General features: G+C 58.9%; 19 protein-coding genes. 12 read left to right on the top strand and 7 right to left on the bottom strand.

Translation table 11 applies throughout. The features are described 5' to 3' along the window. Positions 1-56: 56 nt before the first annotated feature. Positions 57-974, top strand: a complete 918-nt coding sequence (cysK, locus tag IV109_RS01750) for a cysteine synthase A (RefSeq protein ID WP_296691337.1) — start codon at positions 57-59, stop codon at positions 972-974. On the opposite strand, the gene IV109_RS01745 is transcribed toward cysK, so the two are convergent. Further along, the gene (locus IV109_RS01745; RefSeq protein WP_296691334.1) at positions 948-3374 is read right to left on the bottom strand and encodes a GGDEF domain-containing phosphodiesterase; all 2427 of its coding nucleotides are present in this window, start codon (positions 3372-3374) and stop codon (positions 948-950) included. The genes cysK and IV109_RS01745 overlap by 27 nt on opposite strands. A 36-nt stretch (positions 3375-3410) precedes the next feature. On the opposite strand from IV109_RS01745, the gene IV109_RS01740 reads away from it, so the two are divergent. Next, complete coding sequence (locus tag IV109_RS01740) at positions 3411-5108, top strand: NAD(P)/FAD-dependent oxidoreductase (protein ID WP_296691331.1); 1698 nt, start codon at positions 3411-3413, stop codon at positions 5106-5108. 15 nt (positions 5109-5123) lie between these two features. Here IV109_RS01740 and htpX read toward each other — a convergent pair whose 3' ends face one another. The 4 genes from htpX to IV109_RS01720 all read right to left on the bottom strand — a co-directional run bounded on the left by htpX (position 5124) and on the right by IV109_RS01720 (position 8884). After that, complete coding sequence (gene htpX / locus IV109_RS01735; protein ID WP_296691329.1) at positions 5124-5999, bottom strand: protease HtpX; 876 nt, start codon at positions 5997-5999, stop codon at positions 5124-5126. A 106-nt stretch (positions 6000-6105) separates the two neighbouring features. Further along, positions 6106-6852: a DUF3025 domain-containing protein gene (locus IV109_RS01730; protein WP_296691326.1), complete on the bottom strand. Its 747-nt coding sequence runs from the start codon at positions 6850-6852 to the stop codon at positions 6106-6108. After that, positions 6837-7868, bottom strand: coding sequence for a dihydroorotase (pyrC, locus tag IV109_RS01725; protein WP_296691321.1), 1032 nt, complete (start codon positions 7866-7868; stop codon positions 6837-6839). The genes IV109_RS01730 and pyrC overlap by 16 nt, the downstream gene beginning before the upstream one ends. 41 nt (positions 7869-7909) lie before the next feature. Further along, positions 7910-8884, bottom strand: a complete 975-nt coding sequence (locus tag IV109_RS01720) for a LysR substrate-binding domain-containing protein (protein WP_296691318.1) — start codon at positions 8882-8884, stop codon at positions 7910-7912. Positions 8885-9082: 198 nt separating this feature from the next. Here IV109_RS01720 and IV109_RS01715 point away from each other — a divergent pair, with 198 nt between their 5' ends. Then, entirely contained in the window at positions 9083-10747 is a 1665-nt protein-coding gene (locus IV109_RS01715; protein WP_296691315.1) for a diguanylate cyclase, read from the top strand. 118 nt (positions 10748-10865) lie between these two features. Beyond that, entirely contained in the window at positions 10866-12443 is a 1578-nt protein-coding gene (locus IV109_RS01710; RefSeq protein WP_296691313.1) for a methyl-accepting chemotaxis protein, read from the top strand. 126 nt (positions 12444-12569) lie between these two features. Here the strand turns inward: IV109_RS01710 and IV109_RS01705 are convergent, their stop codons facing one another. Further along, entirely contained in the window at positions 12570-14381 is a 1812-nt protein-coding gene (locus IV109_RS01705; protein ID WP_296691310.1) for an ABC transporter ATP-binding protein/permease, read from the bottom strand. Positions 14382-14422: 41 nt separating this feature from the next. Between IV109_RS01705 and IV109_RS01700 the strand changes: the two genes are divergently transcribed. Further along, positions 14423-14863 carry an acyl-CoA thioesterase gene (locus tag IV109_RS01700; protein ID WP_296691308.1) on the top strand — a complete coding sequence of 147 codons (441 nt, stop codon included), beginning with the start codon at positions 14423-14425 and terminating at the stop codon, positions 14861-14863. A 71-nt stretch (positions 14864-14934) separates the two neighbouring features. Here the strand turns inward: IV109_RS01700 and IV109_RS01695 are convergent, their stop codons facing one another. Beyond that, positions 14935-15753 carry a crotonase/enoyl-CoA hydratase family protein gene (locus IV109_RS01695; RefSeq protein WP_296691305.1) on the bottom strand — a complete coding sequence of 273 codons (819 nt, stop codon included), beginning with the start codon at positions 15751-15753 and terminating at the stop codon, positions 14935-14937. A 163-nt stretch (positions 15754-15916) separates the two neighbouring features. Here IV109_RS01695 and IV109_RS01690 point away from each other — a divergent pair, with 163 nt between their 5' ends. The 7 genes from IV109_RS01690 to IV109_RS01660 all read left to right on the top strand — a co-directional run bounded on the left by IV109_RS01690 (position 15917) and on the right by IV109_RS01660 (position 23852). Continuing rightward, on the top strand, positions 15917-16792 hold the full coding sequence (locus IV109_RS01690; RefSeq protein ID WP_296691303.1) for a branched-chain amino acid ABC transporter permease: 876 nt from the start codon (positions 15917-15919) through the stop codon (positions 16790-16792). A 1-nt stretch (position 16793) separates the two neighbouring features. After that, the gene (locus IV109_RS01685; protein WP_296691302.1) at positions 16794-17870 is read left to right on the top strand and encodes a branched-chain amino acid ABC transporter permease; all 1077 of its coding nucleotides are present in this window, start codon (positions 16794-16796) and stop codon (positions 17868-17870) included. Between the two features lie 8 nt (positions 17871-17878). Then, a complete protein-coding gene (locus IV109_RS01680) occupies positions 17879-18715 on the top strand; it encodes an ABC transporter ATP-binding protein (protein ID WP_296691300.1) in 837 nt (278 codons plus the stop codon). Continuing rightward, positions 18712-19509, top strand: coding sequence for an ABC transporter ATP-binding protein (locus tag IV109_RS01675; protein WP_296691297.1), 798 nt, complete (start codon positions 18712-18714; stop codon positions 19507-19509). The genes IV109_RS01680 and IV109_RS01675 overlap by 4 nt, the downstream gene beginning before the upstream one ends. A 4-nt stretch (positions 19510-19513) precedes the next feature. Next, positions 19514-21370, top strand: a complete 1857-nt coding sequence (locus tag IV109_RS01670; RefSeq protein WP_296691296.1) for a long-chain fatty acid--CoA ligase — start codon at positions 19514-19516, stop codon at positions 21368-21370. 25 nt (positions 21371-21395) lie between these two features. Further along, positions 21396-22559, top strand: coding sequence for an ABC transporter substrate-binding protein (locus tag IV109_RS01665; RefSeq protein ID WP_296691294.1), 1164 nt, complete (start codon positions 21396-21398; stop codon positions 22557-22559). A gap of 126 nt (positions 22560-22685) precedes the next feature. Continuing rightward, on the top strand, positions 22686-23852 hold the full coding sequence (locus tag IV109_RS01660) for an ABC transporter substrate-binding protein (RefSeq protein WP_296691291.1): 1167 nt from the start codon (positions 22686-22688) through the stop codon (positions 23850-23852). Position 23853 lies beyond the last annotated feature (1 nt).

Genomic DNA, 23853 nt, shown 5'->3' with positions numbered 1-23853 from the left:
AACTTTCATACTGTCAGCCTTGACCCTAAACTGTCACCCATCTACTGGAGCCGCTCATGAAAGTCGACAACATCCTGCAAACCATTGGCAACACACCGCATGTGCGCATGAACCGCCTGTTTGGCGCTGGCAGCAACGTGTACATCAAATCCGAGCGCAGCAACCCGGGCGGATCGATCAAGGACCGTATTGCACTGGCAATGGTAGAGGCGGCTGAGAAGAGCGGCGCCTTGCAGCCCGGCGCCACCATCATTGAGCCCACCTCGGGCAACACAGGCGTCGGGCTGGCCATGGTGGCTGCCGTCAAAGGCTACAAACTGATACTGGTCATGCCCGACAGCATGTCGGTAGAGCGCCGCCGTCTGATGCTGGCCTATGGCGCCACCTTCGATTTGACGCCGCGTGAAAAGGGCATGAAGGGATCCATTGCCCGCGCCTATGAGCTTTCCCTGTCCATCCCCGGTTCCTGGATTCCGCAACAGTTTGAAAATCCGGCCAACATCGACGCCCATGTGCGCACCACAGCACAGGAAATCCTGGCCGATTTTCCGAATGGCATTGACGCCCTGATCACGGGTGTGGGCACGGGTGGTCACCTGACCGGTTGCGCTACGGTCCTCAAAGCCAAATGGCCCAAGTTGAAGGTCTATGCGGTGGAACCAGTTGCGTCCCCTGTCATTTCCGGCGGTGCACCTTCACCCCATCCGATCCAGGGCATTGGCGCAGGCTTTATACCCAAGAACCTGCACACCGACCTGCTCGATGGCGTGATTCAGGTCGACGCAGAACCCGCCCGCGAAATGGCGCGCCGCTGCGCCCGCGAAGAAGGCATTCTGGTGGGCATCTCCAGCGGTGCGACATTGGCCGCCATTGCACAGAAGCTGCCCGAGTTGCCCGCCGGAGCGACCGTGCTCGGCTTCAACTACGACACGGGTGAGCGTTACCTGTCAATCGAAGGCTTTCTGCCCGCTTGAAGCCCATGCCGGGACGTCCCGTTCGCGTTCAAGCATTCGGGCGAATTCATCAGCGGGAACCGGTTTGCTGAACAAATACCCCTGTATCTCATCGCATTGGTTTGCGCGCAGAAAGTCCAGCTGCTCCTGAGTTTCCACGCCTTCGGCAATGGTCTTGAATCCCAGACTCCGCGCCAAACCAATGATGGCAGTCACGATGGCCGCGTCATCCGAATCTCGGTGGAGGTCGCGGACAAAGGACTGATCGATCTTGAGCTTGTCAATTTTGAATCGCTTCAGGTAGCTGAGCGAGGAGTAACCCGTTCCGAAGTCGTCTATGGACAGTGCAATTCCAAGTGCATGCAGACGCGCGACCGTGTCGATCGTGAAAGAGGAGTCCTCCATGGCAATGCTTTCCGTCAGCTCCAGCTCCATCTTGGCAGGATCGAGTCCGCTCAGTTGCAGTGCTTCTACAACGGTATCGCACAGGCTTGGGTCCTTGAACTGAATCACGGACAAATTGATGGCCACCGGCACAATGGGCAAACCAGCCGCTTTCCAGTCTGCATTCTGCTGCACTGCAGAATGCAAAACCCAGTTGCCGATCTCGCGAATCTGGCCGCTTTCTTCGGCAATCGGGATGAAACGCGCGGGTGACACCAGACCCCATTCGGGGTGTTGCCAGCGCACAAGCGCTTCTGCGCCCACGATTTTCAAACTGATCGCATCGACTTGCGGCTGGTAATAAAGCAGGAGCTCCTGATTTTTCAATGCACGGCGCAAATCATTTTCGATGCGCAAGACCTCGTTCGCGCGTTCATGCATCTGCTGCTCAAAGAACTGGAAGCTGTTACGGCCATTCTGCTTGGCCCGAAACAGGGCCGAATCTGCGCACTGTGACAACCGAGCCAAGTCAGTGCCATTGTCTGGATACAGCGCGATGCCGACACTGGCGCTCAGTCTCAGTTGCTGTCCATCAATGAGAATCGGTTCTTCCATGATTGCCAGGGTCCGCTGCGCCACGTGCGCAGCGCCCTGGTAGTCCGTATTGGGGAGCAACAGGATGAACTCATCACCCCCGGGACGGCAAATCGTGTCGTCCTTGTGCAGATGCGCGGTCAAACGGGCGCCGAGTTCCTGCAGCACCCGGTCACCGACCGCGTGACCCAACGAGTCGTTGATATTCTTGAACCGGTCAAGATCGATGTACATCAGGGCGACTTTGGTCTGCGAACGCTGCCCGGCTGCCAGTGCAACTTGCGCCCGATCATGCAGCAATGCCCGATTGGGCAGATGGGTCAGGGGGTCATAGTTGGACAGGAACCTGATCTTCTCCTCGGCGCTCTTGCGGCTGGAGATGTCAGTCAGGATGCCAATATGTTGTTTGAATTGACCATTCGAATCGCGAATCGCACTGATGGAAAGCCATTCAGGGTAAATCTCGCCATTCTTGCGACGGTTCCAGACTTCACCCTGCCACTGCCCCTGCGATCTGATGGTGCGCCACATGTCCTCGAAAAAAGCCTTGTCATGGCGTCCGGAGGCGAGCAACTTCGGACTGCGTCCCACGACCTCGTCCATGGTGTAGCCCGTGATTTCCGAGAAAGCCCGATTGACCGAAAGCAGGTTGTTATCCCCATCCGTGATTACGATCCCCTCGCGGCTTGACTCGAAAACCTGAGAGGTCAGTTGCAGTTGCTCCTGCGCATGCTTTCGATCCGTGATGTCCAGCCAGGCGCCCACGGCTATGGTGGCGCTCGCCGATGGATTGTGGGTGAGTACCAACTGGTCATAGATCCAGCGACAGGTTCCGTCCGCATGCAAAAACCGGTATTCATGCTGCAACACGCCCTTCTCCAGCAACTGCTGCTGGGCCAACACCACCGCCGGACGATCATCCGGATGCACCCGCTCCAGCCACAAACTGGGCCTGGCCAGCCATTGAGCGGGCGAGTAGCCCGTGACTTCCCTGACTTTGGGGCTGACATACTCAACGACAAAACCATTCTTGATCTGTGGGTCCTTCATCAGCGAATAGATCACGGCCGGGTTGACCGCCATGAAGTGGCCAAGGCGCTCGGCCTCTTGCTTGAGCCTGTCGGCCAGGGCCTTTTGCGCCAACACATCGCGCCGAATCAAGATGTACAAGAGAAAGGAAGTGACCAGGACAAAGAAACTGCCCTTGGCCGACTGGAGCCAGGTCGAATTCGCACTGTTCGGGGCAAGCCATTGCAGCGCATTGTCAGATAACCAAATCCAGAGCGCAGCAAAAGCGGCATACATCAGACTGATGCGGACCGCTGAATTTGAACCGGACTGCCGAAACAGACTCACAAAACATTCCTCACAAAATGGCAATTCATATAGCAACTTGACGCCATTGTGGCCGTCCGGCGTTGGACCAAGGTCAGCGCTTATCATAGTGGCCTTCTGCTTGATCAACACAAGCCTCCTGACATGATCCGCCTGACCGAACTCAAATTGCCGCTGGAACACGCCGATGACGCGGTACTGAAATTGATTGCCAAGACGCTGGACGTGGCAATCCATGAACTGCAGAGCCATACTGTTTTCAAACGCAGCATTGACGCCCGCAAGGCCGAGTTGGTACAGGTTTACATCGTGGATGTGGGCCTGTCCCCCACACTGGAGGCCACGCTGCTCGCAAAGTTTGCGGGCAACCCGCATATTCGTCCCTCTCCGGATATGGCGTACCGCCCGATCGGACAGGCTCCCGCCAGTTTGCCGCTACGCCCCGTCGTGGTGGGCTTTGGCCCTTGCGGCATTTTTGCCGCACTGGTGCTGGCGCAGATGGGCTTCAAACCCATTGTGCTGGAGCGCGGCAAGACCGTGCGACAGCGCACCAAGGACACCTGGGGCCTGTGGCGCAAGCATGTGCTCAACCCCGAATCCAATGTGCAGTTTGGCGAAGGCGGCGCGGGCACGTTCTCGGACGGCAAACTCTACAGCCAGATCAAGGACCCGCGCTATCTGGGCCGCAAGGTGATGGACGAATTCGTCAAGGCTGGCGCACCGCCCGAAATTCTGGTGGAAGCGCACCCGCACATCGGCACCTTCAAGCTGGTGAAGGTGGTGGAAAACCTGCGCGAGCAAATCATTGCACTGGGTGGCGAGATCCGCTTCGAGCAGCGGGTCACCGATGTGCTGATTGAAGACGCAACAGATGGACGCCATGTGCGTGGCCTGACCGTGCTGGACCAGGCCACCGGTCAAGCTTATGAACTGCGCGCCGACCAGGTCGTCATGGCCTTGGGGCACAGTTCACGCGACACCTTCACGCAGCTGCATGCACGCGGCGTGGCCATGGATGCCAAGCCGTTCTCCATCGGATTTCGTATCGAGCATCCGCAGAGCGTGATCGACCGTGCCCGCTGGGGCCGCCATGCGGGTCATCCGTTGCTGGGTGCGGCCGACTACAAGCTGGTGCACCACGCCCGCAATGGCCGCTCGGTGTACAGCTTTTGCATGTGCCCTGGCGGTACGGTGGTGGCGGCCACATCAGAACCCGGGCGCGTGGTGACCAATGGCATGAGCCAGTACTCGCGCAACGAACGCAACGCCAACGCCGGCATTGTGGTGGGTATTGACCCCAGCGACTACCCCACGGATGCAGCGGCCTTCCATGCCACGCTGGGCGAGCAGGTATCAGCCGAACTGGTTCCGGGCACCACGTACCACCCGCTGGCGGGTATCGTGCTGCAGCGCCAGCTGGAGTCGAATGCCTATGTGATGGGTGGCGCCAACTACGACGCGCCAGGGCAGCTGGTAGGGGATTTCATTGCGGGCAAGGCATCGACCCAACTGGGCGATGTGGAGCCGTCCTACAAACCCGGCGTCAACCTCGGCGATCTGGCCACGGCCCTGCCCCGCTATGCGATTGAAGCAATCCGCGAGGCGCTGCCCGCCTTTGCCCACAAGATCAAGGGCTTTGACATGCCGGACGCAGTGCTGACGGGGGTGGAAACACGCACATCGTCACCGCTGAAGATTCCACGCGGCGAGGATTTTCAGAGCATCAACACCCGCGGCTTGTACCCGGCAGGTGAAGGTGCCAGCTACGCCGGCGGCATTTTGTCCGCAGGGGTAGATGGCATCAAGGTGGCCGAAGCGGTGGCGAGAAGCCTGCTGGGCTGAACGACTGCAAACGGATCAGGACTGCGCAGCCTGCAGCGCAGCAATACGCTCTTCAATCGGGGGATGAGTGGCAAACAGTTGACCCACGCCACCCGCAATACCGAACGCCGCCACGCTCTTGGGCAGTTCGCCCGGCGCCATGCCACCCAGGCGGGCCAGCGCGTTGATCATGGGTTGACGGCGCCCCATCAGTTGAGCCGAGCCCGCGTCGGCGCGAAATTCACGGTGACGGGAGAACCAGGCCACCACGATGGCCGCAGCAAAGCCGAGCACGATGTCCAGCACGATGGTGGTGATCATGTAGCCAATGCCGGGGCCGCTTGAGCGCTCATCGCCCTTGCGCAGGAAGCTGTCCACCGCGTAGCCGATCACGCGACTCAGGAACACCACGAAGGTATTCATCACGCCCTGAATCAGGGTCATGGTGACCATGTCGCCATTGGCCACGTGGGCGATTTCGTGGGCGATAACCGCCTCGATTTCCTCATGCGTCATGCCCTGCAGCAGACCGGTGCTCACCGCGACCAGCGCCGAGTTCTTGAACGCGCCGGTGGCAAAGGCATTCGGGTCACCCTCAAAAATGCCCACCTCGGGCATGCCGATACCCGCCTTCTCGGCCAGCTTGCGCACGGTTTCCACAATCCAGGCTTCGTCGGAATTCTGTGGCTGGTTGATGATGCGCACGCCGGAGGTCCATTTGGCCATGGGCTTGCTGATCAGAAGCGAGATGATGGCGCCACCAAAGCCCATGACCAGGGCGAAGCCCAGCAACGAGCCCAGGTTCAGGCCATTGGGTGTCAGATACCGGTTCACGCCCAGCAAACTGGCCACGATGCCCAGCACCGCGACCACCAGCACATTGGTCAGGACAAACAAAATAATGCGTTTCATGATTTCCTTAGATGACTGCCCGCGACCAGCGAGCCGTTGACGCGAATGTTAGGGGTGATCGGACCGAAATCAAGCGTGGCCACCCGTAATTCCACAAATATTGTGCTTATTTGGGTAAGCGAAACACATCCCGGTCGTCATAAAACACCGGGCTTTCATTGGCAGACCACCATCCCGGCACACCCAGTACCGGCAAGTGCGCAAAGGGCTTGCGTGCCAGCTTTTCCGCACTCAAGTCACTCGCCACCCAAGCATCCAGATCCGCTATCGAATCAGTAGCGGATCGAGCACGAAAGACGTGGGCTGTGATGGCTTTTCTGGGGTAAACCAGCTTTTCCAGCAAGGCATGGCCAAACAGCACCAGATGGGCCTGCGCCCACAGGGGCCGCAGCTCGCCAAACAGTCGCTGCCAGTCTTTGGCGGCCAGAGCGTCCCACAAGGCATCAGGGGCCCGGATGAAGGCAGCGTTTTCGTCAAACACGGTTAAACCATCGCGCGCCGGACCGCGCACTGGCTGGATGCCGGTTTGGGCAATCTGTGCCACGTGCAACTGGTTGAGCCGCCGCTTGGTCAAGGGAAACCGCAGCCACGCCAATCCATTGAAAAAGTCGTGCAGGCCCTCGCGGGTCGGGCAGCAGCCACTATTAAAAATATAGCGCTCGTAGGCCTCACCCGGTGGCAGGTCGGTTTGTGGCACAAACCGCACCGGCGGCGCAACCGGTGCCAGCGCGGCATTCAAGGCGATGGCACTGGATGCACCTGCCGCGACAGCCGAGGCCACACCCTGCCCGATGGGCGCATAAGGTGCCAGCCAGGGGGCAGCCCAGTCGATTGCGTCTAAACCATCCGCCACGGCAGGGCTTCGCCAGATCGCAGGGGCTTGAGTTCGGCTTGGCCAAAGGCATAACTTTCGGGCGGGGTCCATGCCTCACGCTTCAGGGTGATGGTGCCGCTGTTGCGCGGCAGGCCATAGAAGTCAGCGCCGTGGAAGCTGGCAAAAGCCTCCAGTTTGTCCAGCGCGCCAGCGGCATCAAAGGCCTCGGCGTACATCTCGATGGCGGCATGCGCGGTGTAGCAGCCGGCGCAACCGGTGGCGTGCTCCTTCAAATGAGCAGGATGGGGGGCACTGTCGGTACCCAGGAAAAACTTGTCTGAGCCGCTGGTGGCCGCCGCCACCAGGGCCAGACGGTGCGTCTCGCGCTTCAAGACCGGCAGGCAATAGTAATGCGGGCGAATACCGCCGGTGAAAATGGCGTTGCGGTTGTAGAGCAGATGGTGGGCAGTCAAGGTGGCCGCGGTAAAGCGATCGGCTTCCTGCACATACTGCGCCGCCTCGCGGGTGGTGATGTGTTCAAACACGATCTTCAGTTCGGGGAAGTCGCGCCGCAAGGGAATGAGTTGCGTGTCGATGAACACCGCCTCGCGGTCAAACAGGTCAATCTCGGGTGAGGTCACTTCACCATGCACCAGCAGCAGCAGGCCTTCGCGCTGCATGGCTTCCAGGGTCTTGTAGGTCTTGCGCAGGTCGGTCACCCCGGCGTCGCTGTTGGTGGTGGCCCCGGCGGGATACAGCTTGGCGGCCACCACACCGGCGTCGCGGGCACGCCGGATTTCATCGGCGGGCAGGTTGTCGGTGAGGTAGAGCGTCATCAAAGGCTCAAACTGCAGGCCTGGTGGCACGGCGGCCTTGATGCGTTCCTTGTAGGCCAACGCCGCCTCGGCCGTGGTCACGGGGGGACGCAGATTGGGCATGATGATGGCGCGGCCAAACTGCGCGGCCGTGTGCGGGACCACCGTGTTCAGGGCGTCGCCATCGCGCACGTGCAAGTGCCAGTCGTCGGGGCGGGTGAGCGTAATTTCTTGTGTCATGCCGCTATTGTCCCAAATACGCTTTGGCACCCTCCAAAAATCTAGTTGGGCAGGGCCTGCGCCAGCAAGTAGTCCCACAAGGCCTGCGTGTTGCGCTTGGGCGCCGGCGTGCTGCTGCGGTTGGCATGGATGCCCGCTTTTCCGGGCTCCTTGCCCGAGGGTCGCTCGCGGTAGGCCCGCACGTCCATGGTGATCTGGAGATTCTTCATGTCAGGCGGCGCTGCGCTCACCAGCTTTTTGGCGCGCACATCCTTCTTGACCGCACTGAACGGCAGGAAAGCAATGCCATGGCCTTCCAGCGCCATGGCTTTCAGGCCTTCGGCCATGTCAGTCTCATAGACCCGGTCAAAGTGAATCGCTGCACCCGATTGCTTGAGGATCAAATCCACCATTTGCCCCAGGTAGGCCCCCGGCGCATAGCCCAGGTAGGGCAAGGGCTGCCCCACCCGCCCGGGCAACTGGAACAGAGGCGCGCCATTGGCATCCGGCTTGACGTAGGGCGCCACCACCTCCTCTCCCAGGCTGACCATTTCATAACGGTCAGCATCCAGCTGGTAAGGCTGCGATGGATGGTGGTAGGCAATCAGCAGGTCACAACTGCCCTCCACCAGACGCATCACGGCATCATGCACATTGAGCGCAATCAGGCGGCTCTTGATGGGGCCAAACTTCTCGCGCAGGCTCGACACCCAGGCCGGGAAAAATGTGAAGGCCAGCGTGTGCGGCACGGCAAATTCGATCACATCCTGTCCGGCAGCGGTATGCCCGCGCAGCATGGCTCGGGTGCTTTGCAGGGCCTGCAACACTTCAAGAGACTGGTCGTAAAGGGTTTCACCCGCAGGCGTGAGTCGCGTGGGGTAGCTGCTGCGGTCCACCAGATCGGTGCCGGCCCAAGCCTCCAGCGACTGGATACGTCGCGAGAACGCGGGCTGGGTTACATGCCGCAGTTGGGCAGAACGACTGAAACTGCGTGTTTCAGCCAGGGAGACGAAGTCTTCAAGCCATTTGGTTTCCATGGCGGGAATTATGCGCGGATAGCGTCTGGCGTTACGATAGCGGGGCACACCCCCGGGGCAACAGGAATGTACCAACTGAGACGTCGACTAGCGATCCTTTTGCAGGGCGTACTGATGCTTTGCCCATTTTTGTGTTTCGCCGCTCCCGCAGCGGAACTGCCCATCCGCGCGCCTGTTGTTTTGAACGATTCGGTCCCGTTGACAGCGGTCTGGCGGGCCGTGACCGTGCGCGCTGACCCGCAGAAGACGCTCAGCATCCAGGCGGTCATGGGTGCAGAAGATCAATTCAAGAAACCAGATACCGCCGATGGCACCCTGGGATTGCGCAAAGATGCCGTGTGGCTGCGCATCCCCATCTCGGTACACGGCCAAAGCAATGGACTGTGGGTCCTGGACATCGATTACCCGGTGCTCAACCGCATTGACATCTACCTGACCCACGACAAGAAGGTCATCCAGCAAAGCACCCTCGGTAGCCTGCAGCCCCATTTGGATCGACTCCTGCACAGCCGCTCCCATGCGCTGGGACTGACCATGAGCGCAGGCACTGATTACGACTTGTACCTGAGGGTTGAAACCACGGGCGCCATGATATTGCCGATAACCCTGAACAAGCCCGATGCATTCCTGACCAGGGCCCTGTCCGAGCAAATGCTGCAGGGTCTCCTCACAGGCCTTGCACTGTGCCTGCTGGCGTACAGCCTGACGCAATGGATCACCCTGCGCGATCATCTGTACGTCAAATATGCCATCCTCATATCAGGCAGTTTGCTGTTCTCATTGTTCCAGTTTGGCATTGGCGCACAGTACCTATGGCGCGGAAATTCGTGGATGGAAATCCATGCAGGCGGTTTGTCTGCGCTGATAGCGGCCACGGGCTCCTTCCTGTTTATCGAACAGGCCCTTGCCGGCCCTGGCAGCAAGCGCTGGTTCAGTTGGCTCATGAAAGCCGGGGCCGGCCTGACCGTCTTCTTTGCCTTTTGTTTTTCATTCGACCTGATCGACCTGTCCATCGTCACCGCCATCATCAGCGCACTGGGTTTGGCACCTGCGCTGCTTGGATTGCCGGGCGCCATTGCGAAGGCTCGCCGCGGCGAAAGCGTCGGCGCCTATTTCCTGCTGGCGTGGGCGGTTTACTTCCTGACCACGGCGGTGTTGATTGAAGTCATCAAGGGGCGTGTCGGGGTGAACTTCTGGACCCTGCACTCCTTCCAGTTCGGGGCCACATTTGACATGCTGATCTTCATGCGGGTACTGGGTTTGCGCACCCAGGCCTTGCAAACCGCAGTGCAGCACGCCCGGCGCGAACGAGACAGCCTGCATTCACTGGCACATACCGATTCGCTCACCGGCTTACCCAACCGCCGGGGGTTGAATGCATCCATGGCAGAAACCCTGCAATACGCTGCGCCAGGAAAAATGGTGGCACTTTACATGCTCGACCTCGATGGATTCAAACAGGTCAATGATCAGTATGGGCATGACGTCGGCGATGAATTGCTGATCGCCGTTGCCGCGCGCCTGCAGGCCAACGTGCGCAGCAGCGACATCATTGCGCGCCTCGGCGGTGATGAATTCGTGGTGATGTCCAGCGGCTTGCACAGCGAGCAACAGGCCCATGACCGCGGGGAACAACTTCTCAAGGCCTTCGATCATCCTTTCGCGCTCTCGGAGAAGGTATGCCGCATCGGCCTGACCATTGGCTATGCGCTGGCACCACTGGATGGACGCGACGGCCTCAGCCTGCTTAAACGGGCCGATGCAGCCATGTACGCGGGGAAAAATGAAGGCAAACACTGCCTGCGCCGCAGCGACACCACGGAACCCGCGATCGACGACATCCTAAGGGCTTTGCCACACTGAGTTGGAAGATATCTTGTGCCGCCAAGGAGCGCATTCTGTCCCTTCGGATATTAGAGGCCTTCCTTGACATCCCAGATGGGCCGTGTATTCTTCCTCCAAACAAACAACAAGGTGTTCAATGCGCTTCAACGCCAAAATCATTAGTTTTGCAGCCATTCCCGCCGTTTTGTTCTTATTGGGGTTGGTGAGTAGTACCGCCTCGCTGGTAACCACCCGCGCGGAATTTGACCGATACATCAATGCAGAGCAGGCCGTAGAACGCGGCTTATCCGAAATGTACGCGCAGGGGCTGCAGATGGGGCAAGCCCTTCGCAACATTGTGCTGGATCCGGGTAACTCAAAAGCGCTGGAAAATCTCAACGCAGCACAGACCGCGTATGAGGCGGCCTATGTACAGACCTCTGCAAGCGCCAAGGGCCGTGAGTTTGAGTCCGGGTTGTCGCAGTTACCGGCGCTCAGGGCAAGCCATGCCAAAGCACAAGACAAGGTATTGGCCCTCGTCGTGGAGAAGGGTGATGCCATTCCATTGCTAAATAAAGAGGAAACTCCGGCGTGGCGTGAACTGCGTGGCGCACTATTGAAACAGCGTGAAATCGCCGTCAAGGCCTCGCAAGCGGCGCAGGAGCAGGTCAATTCACGCGCAATTTGGGCTACCTGGGTGTCCGTAGGGGTTGCAGTTTTTGCCACGTTGGTTGCCGTGGTACTCAACCTCTTACTACAAGCCACTGTGCGTAAGGAGCTCGGTGGAGATCCTGCGACGGCCCGCGAAGCGTTGGCCCAGGTCGCACAAGGGAATTTGACTTCACATATCCCGAACCAGGGAGATAGCGCTAGCTTAATGGGCGTGATGCAGCAAATGCAAAAATCGCTGCAGGTGCTGGTCAAAGGTGTGCGGGAGTCGGCCAACGGCATTGCCACTGCCACGCACGAAATTGCGGCCGGCAGCCAGGACCTGAGTAACCGCACTGAGCAGCAGGCAAGCGCCCTGGAAGAAACTGCCGCGTCCATGGAGGAGTTGGGCTCAACCGTCCAGAAAAACGCGGACGGCGCACGGCAGGCCAATCAAATGGCAATGAATGCATCCACTGTGGCGGTGCAAGGCGGTGAAGTGGTCGGTCAGGTGGTGGAAACCATGAAAGGGATCAATGAAAGTTCCCGCCGAATTTCAGACATCATCAGTGTCATTGACGGCATTGCCTTCCAAACGAACATCCTGGCCCTGAACGCAGCCGTCGAAGCCGCCCGTGCCGGCGAGCAGGGCCGAGGCTTTGCCGTAGTTGCATCAGAAGTGCGTTCACTCGCCGGGCGCAGCGCCGAAGCAGCCAAAGAGATCAAGGGCCTGATCAACGCCAGTGTCGAACGTGTAGAGCAAGGCACGGTGCTCGTGGATCAGGCGGGCGCCACGATGTCGAAAGTGGTGGATTCAATTCGCCGAGTAACCGACATCATGGGGGAGATCAATGCGTCCAGCGCGGAGCAGTCCTTAGGCGTCGCCCAGGTGGGCGAAGCAGTGTCGCTGATGGACCAGACGACCCAGCAGAACGCCGCACTGGTGGAACAAATGGCCGCCGCTGCGGCAAGCCTGAACGGGCAGTCCAACGACATGGTACAGACTGTCTCAGTATTTCACTTGCCTAACGACAGCGACGCAGCAAGCAGTGTTGGACGAAGCATGCTGTCTATCGCGGGACGATAGCGTTCTCGTGCTACCTGTTTGTCGACCGTCGTGCGCGCCCTTAGGCCGGTTCGGTTGACAGCCGCCCCTGGATTCAACCGGTCAAAGCACACTATCCGCGATCTGCCGACGGCACACCAGACCCGGCTATTCCGAGCTCTGCTGCAGTGCCCACATCTGTGCATAGCGCCCATTGGCAGCGAGCAGTTCCGCATGTGAGCCGCGCTCGATGATGCGTCCGGCCTCCATCACCAGGATCTCGTGGGCATCCACCACGGTGGAGAGTCGGTGCGCAATCACCAGCGTGGTCTTGTTCTGGGCCACGCTTTGCAGCTCGGCCTGGATGGCGCGCTCATTCGCCGAGTCGAGTGCTGATGTGGCCTCGTCAAAGATCAGGATCGGAGGATTTTTCAACAGCGTGCGGGCAATTGCTACGCGCTGCTTTTCACCCCCCGAGAGTTTGAGGCCGCGTTCGCCCACCATCGTGGCGTAGCGTTTGGGTGTGGCAATGATGAAGTCGTGAATGTGGGCGGCGCGTGCGGCTTCTTCAACCTGTTCTCGCGTGGCACCGGGCTTGCCATAGGCGATGTTGTATTCCACCGTGTCATTGAACAGCACCGTGTCTTGGGGAACGATGCCAATGGCCTGTCGTACGCTTGATTGCGTGACCTGCTTGATGTCCTGCCCGGCAATCAGGATCTGCCCCTGCTGCACATCGTAAAAACGAAACAAAAGCCGCGCCAGTGTGGACTTGCCCGAGCCGGACGGGCCAACCACCGCCACAGTCTTGCCCGAAGGAATCTCAAAGCTGATGTCATGCAGGATGGGGCGTGCGGGATCGTAGGCGAAGTTGACATGCTTGAACGCAACGCTGGCCCCATCCACCGTCAAGGGCTGGGCGCCCGGCACGTCAGCCACTTCGCGTTCACGCTCCATCAGGTTGAACATCTTGTCCAGGTCGGTCAGGCTCTGCTTGATCTCACGGTACAGCACACCCAGAAAGCCCAGCGGAATGTAGAGCTGGATCATGAAGGCATTGACCATCACCAGATCGCCCAACGTCATGCGGCCATCGACCACACCTTGCGTGGCGCGCCAGAGCATGGCCACCAGGCCAGCCGCGATGATGAGTTGCTGGCCCGTATTGAGCAGGCTCAAGGTGGTCTGGCTCTTGACGGCGGCGCGGCGGTAACGCTCCAGGTTTTCATCGTAGCGGTGGGCCTCGAACTCTTCGTTGTTGAAGTACTTGACTGTCTCGTAGTTCAGCAACGAATCAATGGCCCGACTGTGGGCTTTGGAGTCCAGCTCGTTCATCTCCTTGCGGAACTTGGTGCGCCATTCGGTCACGGTCACCGTGAAGCCGATGTAAAACACCAGCGCAATGACGGTGATCCAGGCAAACCAGACATCAAACTTGACGGCCAGCAGCGTGAGCACCATGGCCACCTCGATCAGCGTGGGGATGATGCTGTACAGCGAATAGGAGATCAGCGAATTCACAGCGCGCGTGCCACGCTCAATGTCGCGGGTAAGCCCCCCGGTCTGGCGTTCCAAATGAAAGCGCAGGCTCAGGGCATGCAAATGCCGAAACACCTGCAGTGAGATCGTGCGCGAAGCCCCCTCGGTGGCCTTGGCAAACACCAACTCGCGCAACTCGGCAAACAGGGTCGTGGACAGGCGCAGCAGTCCGTAGGCAAACAGCAAGGCCACCGGCACCACCAACAAGGCGCTGGCGTCGATGCCGCCTTTGGGATTCATGGTGTCAACCAGTTCCTTGAGCAACAGGGGAACGCTGACATTGGCAACTTTGGCACCCACCATGAAGGCCAGCGCAGCCATCACCCGCCATTTGTACTGCCACAGGTAGGGAAACAGGCGTTTGAGCGTAGTCCAGTCCGAACGGGGTGTCGCACCGGGGCTTGAAGGGGAAGAAGGGATGTATTCGCCAGAGCGGCGCATGGGTGACAATCTCGAAACTTAATTACCCCGGATTGTCCCCCATGTCTACAACGCCAAGCGCCAACCCCGGTGCCAACAACCCTGCAACCAGTGTCCAATTGCCGACCGATCAGGAACTGGTGCTCAAAGTCATTCCCATGCCGGGCGACTGCAATGCCAATGGCGACATCTTTGGTGGCTGGGTGATGGCCCAGGTTGATCTGGCTGGCTCGGTGGTGCCGGCCAGGTATGCGGGCGGCCGCATGGCCACGGTGGCCGTCAATGAATTTATCTTCAAGCAGCCCGTGCGGGTGGGCGACATCCTGTCGTTCTTTGCCAAACTGACCCGCATCGGACGCACCTCGATCACGGTCAAGGTGGAGGTCTATGCCGAGCGCTTCGGCTCGCAGGGCAAATACATCAAGGTCACCGAAGCCTCGCTGACCTACGTGGCCATTGACGAGAATGGTCATCCGCGTGAAGTGCCCAAAGCAACGATTTGATATTTAGCGATTCCGGATGCTATTATTTTTATAGCTAACTGCGCATATTCGATAAAGGCCAGGGGCCGGATTTACTCAAACTTGCCGTGCCGGCCGGCGCCGGCGGAGAAATTCACAGCCCCGGCAAGACCCTCGCCAATGCACTGCTTGCCACGCTCCCACTCCTGATGCAGGGCCTGCGCCAGCGGCAGGTCCCACTGGGTGTAGGCACTCATGCGGTCTGCCAGCATGGTTTTTTGCGGGAAGCTGGCCAACTGCTGTGCCAGCGTCAGCGCTGCTTCCAGCGCCTGGCCCGCTGGCACGATCCGATTGCACAAGCCGATTTGCAGAGCCTCTGTTGCCTCCACCTTGCGACCCGTCAGGATCAGGTCCATGGCATGCCCCATGCCCACGAGCCGCGGCAGGCGCACCGTGCCGCCATCGATCAGGGGCACGCCAAAGCGGCGACAGAAGACGCCAAAGTAGGCGTCGGCTTCCATCACACGCATGTCGCACCACAGCGCCAACTCCATGCCCCCCGCCACTGCTGCACCGCTGACCGCGGCAATCACCGGCTTTGACAAGAGCAAACGCGAGGGCCCCATCGGACCCAGCGGGCCGGGGGCTGCGCAGTCCTGCGGCGAGAACGCAAGCCCCGCCACCAGATCCTGCTGACCGTTGGCGGAATCTCGCGCCAGTTGCGCGCCAGCCTGCAAATCCCACCCTGCACAGAAGTGACCGTGGGCCCCGTGAAACACAGCCACGCGTGCATCCTCGTCAGCATCAAAAGCCAGAAAGGCCGCGTGCAGTTCTCGCGCAGTAGCTGCATCCACGGCATTGCGAACATCCGGCCGGTTCAGAGTTACCACACGGACCGCACCATGCTGAGAAACATCAATCGAATTGTTCATGGCCTCCATGATGCCGCCAATTTGCGCTGCGCGAAGAGAATTCGCAGAGGATGCGAAGAGACCATTCCCATTTGTCCGTTGCACGACAAGTGATCAGTACAAACCCTGTCAGGGCTCCAGGGATTTACCGCTATAAACGAGCGGCTATGCAACAGGAGACAAAGTGCAGCTTCTACAACTGGTGATCAGCGGAATCGCACAAGGGTGCATTTACGGCCTGATTGCGCTGGGCTTCGTGCTCATCTACAAGGCCACCGAGACCGTGAGCTTCGCCCAGGGCGAGCTGATGATGCTGGGTGCGTTCGGGGGCTTGGGCGGCATGACCATGCTGGGTTTTCCGTTCTGGCTTTCCGTGGTGTCCTCCATTGCGGCGATGGCGCTGTTTGGCGTGATTCTGGAACGCGCGGTGGTGCGCCCCATCCTGGGACAGCCCGCGTTCTCCATCGTCATGCTGACCATCGGCATCGGTTATGTGGCGCGTGGACTGATCACCATGATCCCCAATATCGGCACCGAGACGCACGCATTGCCAGTGCCCTACAAAGATCAGATCTGGAACCTGGCGGGCCTGGTTCTCAACGTCGAGCAGATGGTGGTGATTGGCGCCACGGCCGTGCTCTGTGTGCTGCTGTATATGCTGTTTCGCTACAGCAAGCTCGGCATTGCAATGCAGGCCGCTTCGCAGAATCAGCTGGCCGCGTACTACATGGGCATTCCGGTCAAGCGCCTCAACGGGATTGCCTGGGGACTGGCGGCAGCTGTCGCGGCGATTGCAGGGCTCTTGCTTGCCCCGATCACCTTTGTTCATGCCAACATGGGCTTCATTGGCCTGAAGGCCATGCCGGCTGCCGTGGTGGGTGGTTTTGGCAGCTTGCCTGGCGCCATCGTGGGCGGCTTGATCATCGGCATCGTGGAGTCGCTGTCGGGCTTCTATTTGCCAGATGGCTTCAAGGACACGGCCGCTTACATCGTGGTGCTCATCATGCTGGTTGTCAAACCCAACGGTTTGTTCGGCGAAAAATTGCGTAAAAAGGTCTGACATGCGTTTCATCTTCAAGACCGATTACGGGCAAGACATCAAACTCGCCAAACATGGCGGCCACATCTTTTGGTACAGCCTGCTCATGCTGGCCCTGGTCGCTGCGCCCTGGATGGTTGAGGAATACTGGCTGGCGCAACTCACCTTCGTCCTGATCTATGCCATTGCCGGCCTGGGGCTGATGCTGCTGGCCGGCTTCACCGGCCTGTTCTCTCTGGGGCATGCTGCATTTCTGGGTGTTGGCGCTTATTCGCAGGCCGTGCTGACCAATGCGGGCATGCCCTTCCCTATTGCACTGATCTGCGCCGCGGGACTGTCTGCCGCAGTTGGCCTGGTGGTGGGCTTGCCCGCACTGCGGGTCAAAGGCATCTACCTGGGCATGGCCACCTTGTCCTTCGGTTTTATTGTGGAAGAAGTGCTGGCACGCTGGGAGTCGGTCACAGGCGGCAACGCGGGCATTCATATCAAGAAGCCCGACTTTTTTGGCTGGACCCTGAATTCGGGTGAAGAGTTCTACTTTCTGTGCCTGATCATCACGGTGCTGGCCACGCTGGGCATACTGAATTTGTTGCGCGCGCCCACAGGCCGCGCCTTCGTCGCTATCCGCGACTCTGAAATTTCAGCGCAGAGTATGGGCATTCACCTGGCGCGTTACAAGACGCTTTCGTTTGCACTGTCAGCCGCCCTGGCGGGCATCGCCGGCGCCCTGTACGCACACAAACTGCAATTCATTTCGCCGGATCAATTCAACATTCTGCAATCGATTGACCTCTTGCTGATGATCGTGATTGGCGGCTTGGGTTCGGTGCACGGCGCCTTCCTGGGAGCCATCTTCCTGATCACCATGCCGCAAGCGATTGCCATCTTCAAGGATTACCTGCCCGCCACGATTGGCCAGGCCCCAGGACTGCAGGGTGTGGTGTATGGCGCCGTCCTGGTCGCCTTTGTGTTGTTTGAACCCTTGGGTCTGTACGGCCGCTGGCTGAAGATCCGCACCTATTTGCAGATGTTCCCTTTCTACCGCAAAGGCATGTTCAAACGGCAAAAATCCTTCCAGAAATCGGATCGGCTGAAATGAGCACCGCCATGAACTCCACTCCTGGTCAGTCGGGCGCAGCCCCATTGTTGTCCGCCAAGCAATTGAGCGTGCGCTTTGGCGGCGTGCTGGCGGTCAACAAAGTCAGCTTTGATGTCAAACAGGGCGAGGTCTTCACCCTGATTGGACCCAACGGCGCGGGCAAGACCACGGTCTTCAACCTGATCAGTCGCATATACACGCCCACGACCGGCGAAATCGATTACATGGGCCCCAACGGCGTCATGCGGCTGACCGAGCAACCACCGCAGAACGTGGCCGGCCTGGGCATCGCGCGCACGTTCCAGAACATTGAACTCTTTGAACACGCCACTGTTTTGCACAACCTGCTGATCGGTCGCCATACACAACGCAAGACCGGCTTCTGGCAGGACCTGTTTTTTACCGGCGCCGTGCGCGAAGCCGAACTGAAGGCCCGTGAGAAAGCTGAAGAGGTCATCGAATTTCTGGATCTGCAACATCACCGCGACGCCATGGTGGCAGGCTTGCCCTATGGTGTGCGCAAGGTGGTGGAAATGGCCCGTGCCTTGTGCACCGAGCCCAAGCTGCTCCTGCTGGACGAACCCTCTTCCGGTCTGAACGTGGAGGAAACCGAGGACATGGCCTTCTGGATTCAGGACATCAAAAATGAACTCGGCATTACCGTACTGATGGTGGAACATGACATGACACTGGTGTCCAAGGTTTCAGACCGCGTGCTGGCCATGAACCAGGGTGAAGTACTCGCCATGGGCACTCCACGCGAAGTGCAGACCGACCCCGCCGTGATCGAAGCCTATCTGGGCTCGGTCGACGATGTGTCATCCCTGCGGAGGCAAGTGGCATGAGCACCTCCCCACCTCCTGTGAGCGATCTGCCGGTGCTCAAGCTGCTCAACGTCGAGAGCGCATACGGCCCCATCAAAGCCATTCGTGGCGTGAGCCTTCAGGTCCGTCGCGGTGAAATAGCCACGGTGCTCGGCTCCAACGGCGCTGGCAAGACCACCATTCTCAAGACCATCTCCGGCATCATCGATCCCCGCAAGGGTTCGATTGAATTCAAGGGCACCAACATCACCGCCCAGGACCCCGCATTCATAGTGCAGCAGGGTTTGAGCCATGTTCCCGAAGGCCGTGAGGTTTTTCCATTGCTCAGCGTGCGTGACAACCTGCTCATGGGCGCCTACACGCGCAAAGACCGCGATGGCGTTGCCAAGGACATCGAAGCCGTTTATGGCTATTTCCCGATTCTGCGTGAGCGCGCCTTGCAGGATGCGGGCTTGCTTTCCGGCGGTCAGCAGCAAATGCTGTCGATCTCGCGCGCGCTGATGGCCAACCCGGACCTCATCTTGCTGGACGAACCCAGCCTGGGCCTCTCGCCCAAGCTCACCAAAGAGATTTTCGAGATTGTGGTGCGCATCAACCGCGAGCGTGGCACCACGATCTTGCTGGTGGAACAAAACGCCAACATGGCCCTGAATGCCGCCGACTACGGCTACGTGCTGGAGAACGGCCGCATTGTGATGGAAGACACCTGCGCACACCTTCGCGAGAAGGACGACATCAAGGAGTTCTACCTGGGGCTCAAGGAAGACGGCGTTCGCGGTGAGCGTCGCTGGAAAAAGAAAAAAACCTGGAGATAAGACGATGAGCCAACTCTGGGACCTGATCGATATCCAGCCCAATCACGATATCGTGATGCCGGGCGAAACCATTCCGGCGATTTTCTGGAACGCGGTGAAGCAACGCGGCCCCAATGTCTGGATGCGCCAGAAGCATCTGGGCATCTGGCGCAGCTGGACCTGGAACCAGACCGCGGTGGCGGTTCGGGAAATCTCTTATGGCCTGATGAGTCTGGGTTTCGCCAAAGGCGAATGCAGCTCCATCCTTGGAAATACGGTAGTGGAATGGGTGCTGGCCGATCTGGCGGTGCTCTCCTGCGGGGGGGTGTCCAACGGCATTTACCCAACCGATGCAGCGTCCCAGGTGCAGTACCTGTGCGAAGACTCGCGCACCGTCATTTTGTTTGTGGAAGACGACGAGCAACTGGACAAGGCCCTGGAGGTCCGCGACCAGTTGCCCAAGCTGCGCAAGATCGTGGTGTTCGACATGACCGGGCTGCGTGACCTGAAGGATGACAACATCATCAGCCTGGATGACCTGCGCGAACTGGGCCGCAAGTACCTGGCCCAGCATCCGGACGAACTCAAAGAACGCGTTGACGCCTGTAAGCCCGAAGATCTGGCCATCCTGGTTTACACCTCCGGCACCACGGGCAAGCCCAAGGGCGCGATGCATCTGCATGCGGGCCTGGTGTACACCGTGCGCGGCTACAACACGCTGGTGGCACAAGACCAGAACGATGAGCGCATGTGCTTCCTGCCGCTGTGCCACATTGCCGAGCGCATGGGTGGCGAGTACTTCGCCCTGTACACCGGGGCCAAACTCAACTTTGTCGAGAACCCGGAGACCATTCCCGAGAACGTGCGCGAGATTGCGCCAACGGTTTTTACCGGCGTGCCGCGTGTCTGGGAAAAGTTCTACTCCGGCGTGATGATCAGCCTCAAGGAAGCCAGTGCCATCCAGCAGGCGGCCTACGCCTGGGGCATCGGTGTGGGTACCGAGATCGCCAACAAGGTACTGGCCGGGGAAGTGGTCGGCAGTTGGCTCAAGTTCAAGTTCACCCTGGCCCAGTGGCTGGCGTTGAACAATGTGCGCAAGCTCATCGGCATTCACCGGGCCCGCTTCCTGGTCACCGGTGCCGCCCCGATATCACCCGATCTGGTGCGCTGGTACCTGGCATTGGGAGTCCCGATGTTGGAAGTCTGGGGCATGACCGAAACCTGCGGCGCATCAACCGGCGTTCCTGCCGACCGCATGAGACCCGGATCGATCGGGCCGGCTGCGGGCTTCAACGAAGTGCGGCTGGATCCTGCCACTGGCGAAATCCTGGTGCGTGGCAAGAATGTGTTTGCCGGCTATCTCAACCTGCCGGAAAAAACAGCGGAGACCATTGACAAGGATGGCTGGCTGCACACCGGCGACGTGGGGGTGGTGGACGCGGATGGCTATTACAAAATCACCGACCGCATGAAGGACATCATCATCACGGCAGGGGGCAAAAACGTCACCCCCAGCGAGCTGGAAAATGATCTGAAGTTCTCGCCCTACATCACCGACGCGGTGGTGATCGGCGACAAACGCCCTTACCTCACGGTGATCATCATGATCGACCAGGAAAACGTCGAGAAATTCGCCCAGGACAAGGACATTCCCTTCAGCAACTACGCCAGCCTGACCAAGGCATCTGAAGTGCAGGCCTTGATTCAGGAAGAGATCGAACGGGTCAACAAGAAGTTTGCCCGGGTGGAACAAATCAAGAAGTTCTTCCTTCTGGAAAACCAGCTGACCGCCGAAGACGAAGAACTCACCCCGACCATGAAGCTCAAACGCAAACTGGTTGAGAAAAAATACACGGCTCAGATCGAAGCCATGTACCGTTAAGCCCCACTACCCCGTTGGAGATCCCATGAAACTCAAGCTGTCTCTTCTCTTTGTGGCCCTTGCCACCGCATCGTCACTTTGCGCTGCGCAACAACAAGGCGTCAGCAAGACCGAGATCCTGGTTGGCACCATCCAGGATCTGTCCGGCCCTTTGGCAGGCTATGGCAAACAGGCACGCAACGGCATGCAGCTGCGCGTTGACGAGATCAATGAACAAGGCGGTGTGCATGGCCGAAAACTCAAGCTCGTGACCGAGGACTCCGGCTACGACCCGAAGAAGGCCGTCCTGGCAGCCCAGAAGCTGGTGAATCAGGAGAAGATTTTCATCCTCGCCGGCCATCTGGGAACAGCCCAGAACAACGCGGCAATGCCCGTTCAATTCGAAAAAAATGTCATCAATTTCATGCCGCTCACAGCCGCGCGTGAAATGTACGAGCCAACGCACCGCCTGAAATACGCCTTGCTGAGCTCCTACTACGATCAGATGCGCACCACCTTGCCCAAAATGATCAAGGATAAAAATGCCAAGAAGGTATGCGCCATTTACCAGGACGATGAATTTGGCCTTGAAGTTTTGCGCGGTGCCGAAGCGGGCCTGAAGTCGGTCTCGATGGAGATGACGGAGAAGACCTCGTTCAAACGCGGCGCCACCGATTTTTCGTCCCAGGTTGCCCGGATGAAGGCGGCCAACTGTGATCTCGTGGTGCTGGGCACCATCATCCGCGAGACCATTGGCACCATCGCCGAATCCCGCAAAAATGGTTTCAATCCGGTGTTCTTCGGCTCGGTTGCAGCCTACACCGACCTGATTCACAAGCTCGGCGGCAAGGCCATGGACGGCATGTACACCACCATGTCTGTGCAAAACCCCTATCTGGATGAAGCCTCACAACCGATCCGCTTCTGGGCCAACAAATACAAGACCAAATTCAACGATGACCCGACCGTGTTCTCGGCCTACGGCTACACCATGATCGACATCCTGATCCAGGCCGCACAGAAAGCGGGGCCTGCACTCACGACGGACAGCTTCATCAAAGCCATGGACAGCATGACGATTCCGCCGGACATCTTTGGTGCGCCAAAGCTGACCTACAGCGCGAAACAGCGACTGGGCAGCGACCTGTCACGCCTGTCGCAAATCCAGGACGGCAAGTGGAAGGTCATCTCCGACTACGTCAAGCCTTAACGGCATTTCCCTGAGGTCTTCGCGGGCACTCGATGATGACCACCTTGGTGGCCATCATCGAGTGCCGCTTGGCCGTCATACAGTTCTTTATCAGTGTTCCCTTACTTTTCATACCAGAGAAAATTTATGCAATTTAAAACCACCGCGATACTTACGACCTTGGCGCTGTCCGCCACGCTGGCCGGTGCCCAGCAACAACAGGGCATCAGCAAAGACGAAATTCTGATCGGCACCATTCAGGATCTGTCAGGCCCGCTGGCCGGCTACGGCAAACAGGCGCGCAACGGCATGCTGTTGCGGATTGACGAGATCAACGAGCAGGGTGGCATCAACGGTCGGAAAATCAAGCTGCTGGTCGAAGACCATGGCTACGACCCCAAGAAGGCCGTACTGGCCGCGCAAAAACTCGTCTCCAAAGACAAGATCTTCATGATGGTCGGTCACATCGGCACGGCGCAGAACAATGCAGCCATGCCCATCCAGTTCGAAAAGGACGTGATCAATTTCTTCCCGTTGACTGCAGCGCGCGAAATGTACGAACCCTTTCATCGCTTGAAGTTCTCCGTGGTCAGCACCTACTACGAGCAACTTAAAGGTGCACTGCCCAAGCTGGTCAAGCAAAAAGACATCAAGAAAGTCTGCGCCATTTACCAGGACGACGAGTTTGGACTGGAAGTGCTGCGCGGTGCCGAAGATGGCCTGAAGCTGGAGAACATGACCCTGACCGAGAAGACCTCATTCAAACGCGGCGCCACCGACTTCTCGTCACAAGTTGCCAAAATGAAAGCCTCTGGCTGCGAACTGGTGGTGCTGGGCACCATCATCCGCGAAACCGTGGGCACCATTGGCGAAGCACGCAAGACCGGCTTCAACCCCATGTTCATGGGCTCCAGCGCAGCCTACTCCGAGCTGATTCACAAGCTCGGCGGCAAGGCGGTGGAAGGCATGTATGCCACCATGACGACGCAGATTCCTTACGCGGACTCTCCTTCGCAACCGGTTCGGTTCTGGACCAACAAGTACATCACCAAGTTCAATGAGGATCCATCCTCAATGTCCGTGTTTGGCTACACCACCATCGACACTTTTGCCAAGGCTGTTCAAGCTTCGGGACCCCGTCCTACCACTTCGAAATTCATCCGCGCCATGGAAACCATGCAGTCAGCTCCCGACATGTTTGGCAGCCCACCGCAAAAATTCACACCCACCAAGCGCTTGGGAAGCGATGCCTCCCGACTGTCGCAGATCCAGGATGGGAAGTGGAAAGTGGTCATCGACTACGCCAAGAACTAGT

The sequence above is a fragment of the Rhodoferax sp. genome, from assembly GCF_018780565.1.
Lineage (GTDB): Bacteria > Pseudomonadota > Gammaproteobacteria > Burkholderiales > Burkholderiaceae_C > Rhodoferax.
This window is presented reverse-complemented; position numbering and strand designations above follow the sequence as displayed.

Coding starts and splice junctions, on each gene's coding strand:
- IV109_RS01665 (WP_296691294.1), top strand. CDS start 21,396: ATGAAACTCAAGCTGTCTCTTCTCTTTGTGGCCCTTGCCACCGCATCG.
- IV109_RS01720 (WP_296691318.1), bottom strand. CDS start 8,884: ATGGAAACCAAATGGCTTGAAGACTTCGTCTCCCTGGCTGAAACACGC.
- pyrC (WP_296691321.1), bottom strand. CDS start 7,868: ATGACACAAGAAATTACGCTCACCCGCCCCGACGACTGGCACTTGCAC.
- IV109_RS01695 (WP_296691305.1), bottom strand. CDS start 15,753: ATGAACAATTCGATTGATGTTTCTCAGCATGGTGCGGTCCGTGTGGTA.
- IV109_RS01740 (WP_296691331.1), top strand. CDS start 3,411: ATGATCCGCCTGACCGAACTCAAATTGCCGCTGGAACACGCCGATGAC.
- htpX (WP_296691329.1), bottom strand. CDS start 5,999: ATGAAACGCATTATTTTGTTTGTCCTGACCAATGTGCTGGTGGTCGCG.
- IV109_RS01745 (WP_296691334.1), bottom strand. CDS start 3,374: ATGATAAGCGCTGACCTTGGTCCAACGCCGGACGGCCACAATGGCGTC.
- IV109_RS01660 (WP_296691291.1), top strand. CDS start 22,686: ATGCAATTTAAAACCACCGCGATACTTACGACCTTGGCGCTGTCCGCC.
- IV109_RS01700 (WP_296691308.1), top strand. CDS start 14,423: ATGTCTACAACGCCAAGCGCCAACCCCGGTGCCAACAACCCTGCAACC.
- cysK (WP_296691337.1), top strand. CDS start 57: ATGAAAGTCGACAACATCCTGCAAACCATTGGCAACACACCGCATGTG.
- IV109_RS01680 (WP_296691300.1), top strand. CDS start 17,879: ATGAACTCCACTCCTGGTCAGTCGGGCGCAGCCCCATTGTTGTCCGCC.
- IV109_RS01705 (WP_296691310.1), bottom strand. CDS start 14,381: ATGCGCCGCTCTGGCGAATACATCCCTTCTTCCCCTTCAAGCCCCGGT.
- IV109_RS01710 (WP_296691313.1), top strand. CDS start 10,866: ATGCGCTTCAACGCCAAAATCATTAGTTTTGCAGCCATTCCCGCCGTT.
- IV109_RS01685 (WP_296691302.1), top strand. CDS start 16,794: ATGCGTTTCATCTTCAAGACCGATTACGGGCAAGACATCAAACTCGCC.
- IV109_RS01670 (WP_296691296.1), top strand. CDS start 19,514: ATGAGCCAACTCTGGGACCTGATCGATATCCAGCCCAATCACGATATC.
- IV109_RS01675 (WP_296691297.1), top strand. CDS start 18,712: ATGAGCACCTCCCCACCTCCTGTGAGCGATCTGCCGGTGCTCAAGCTG.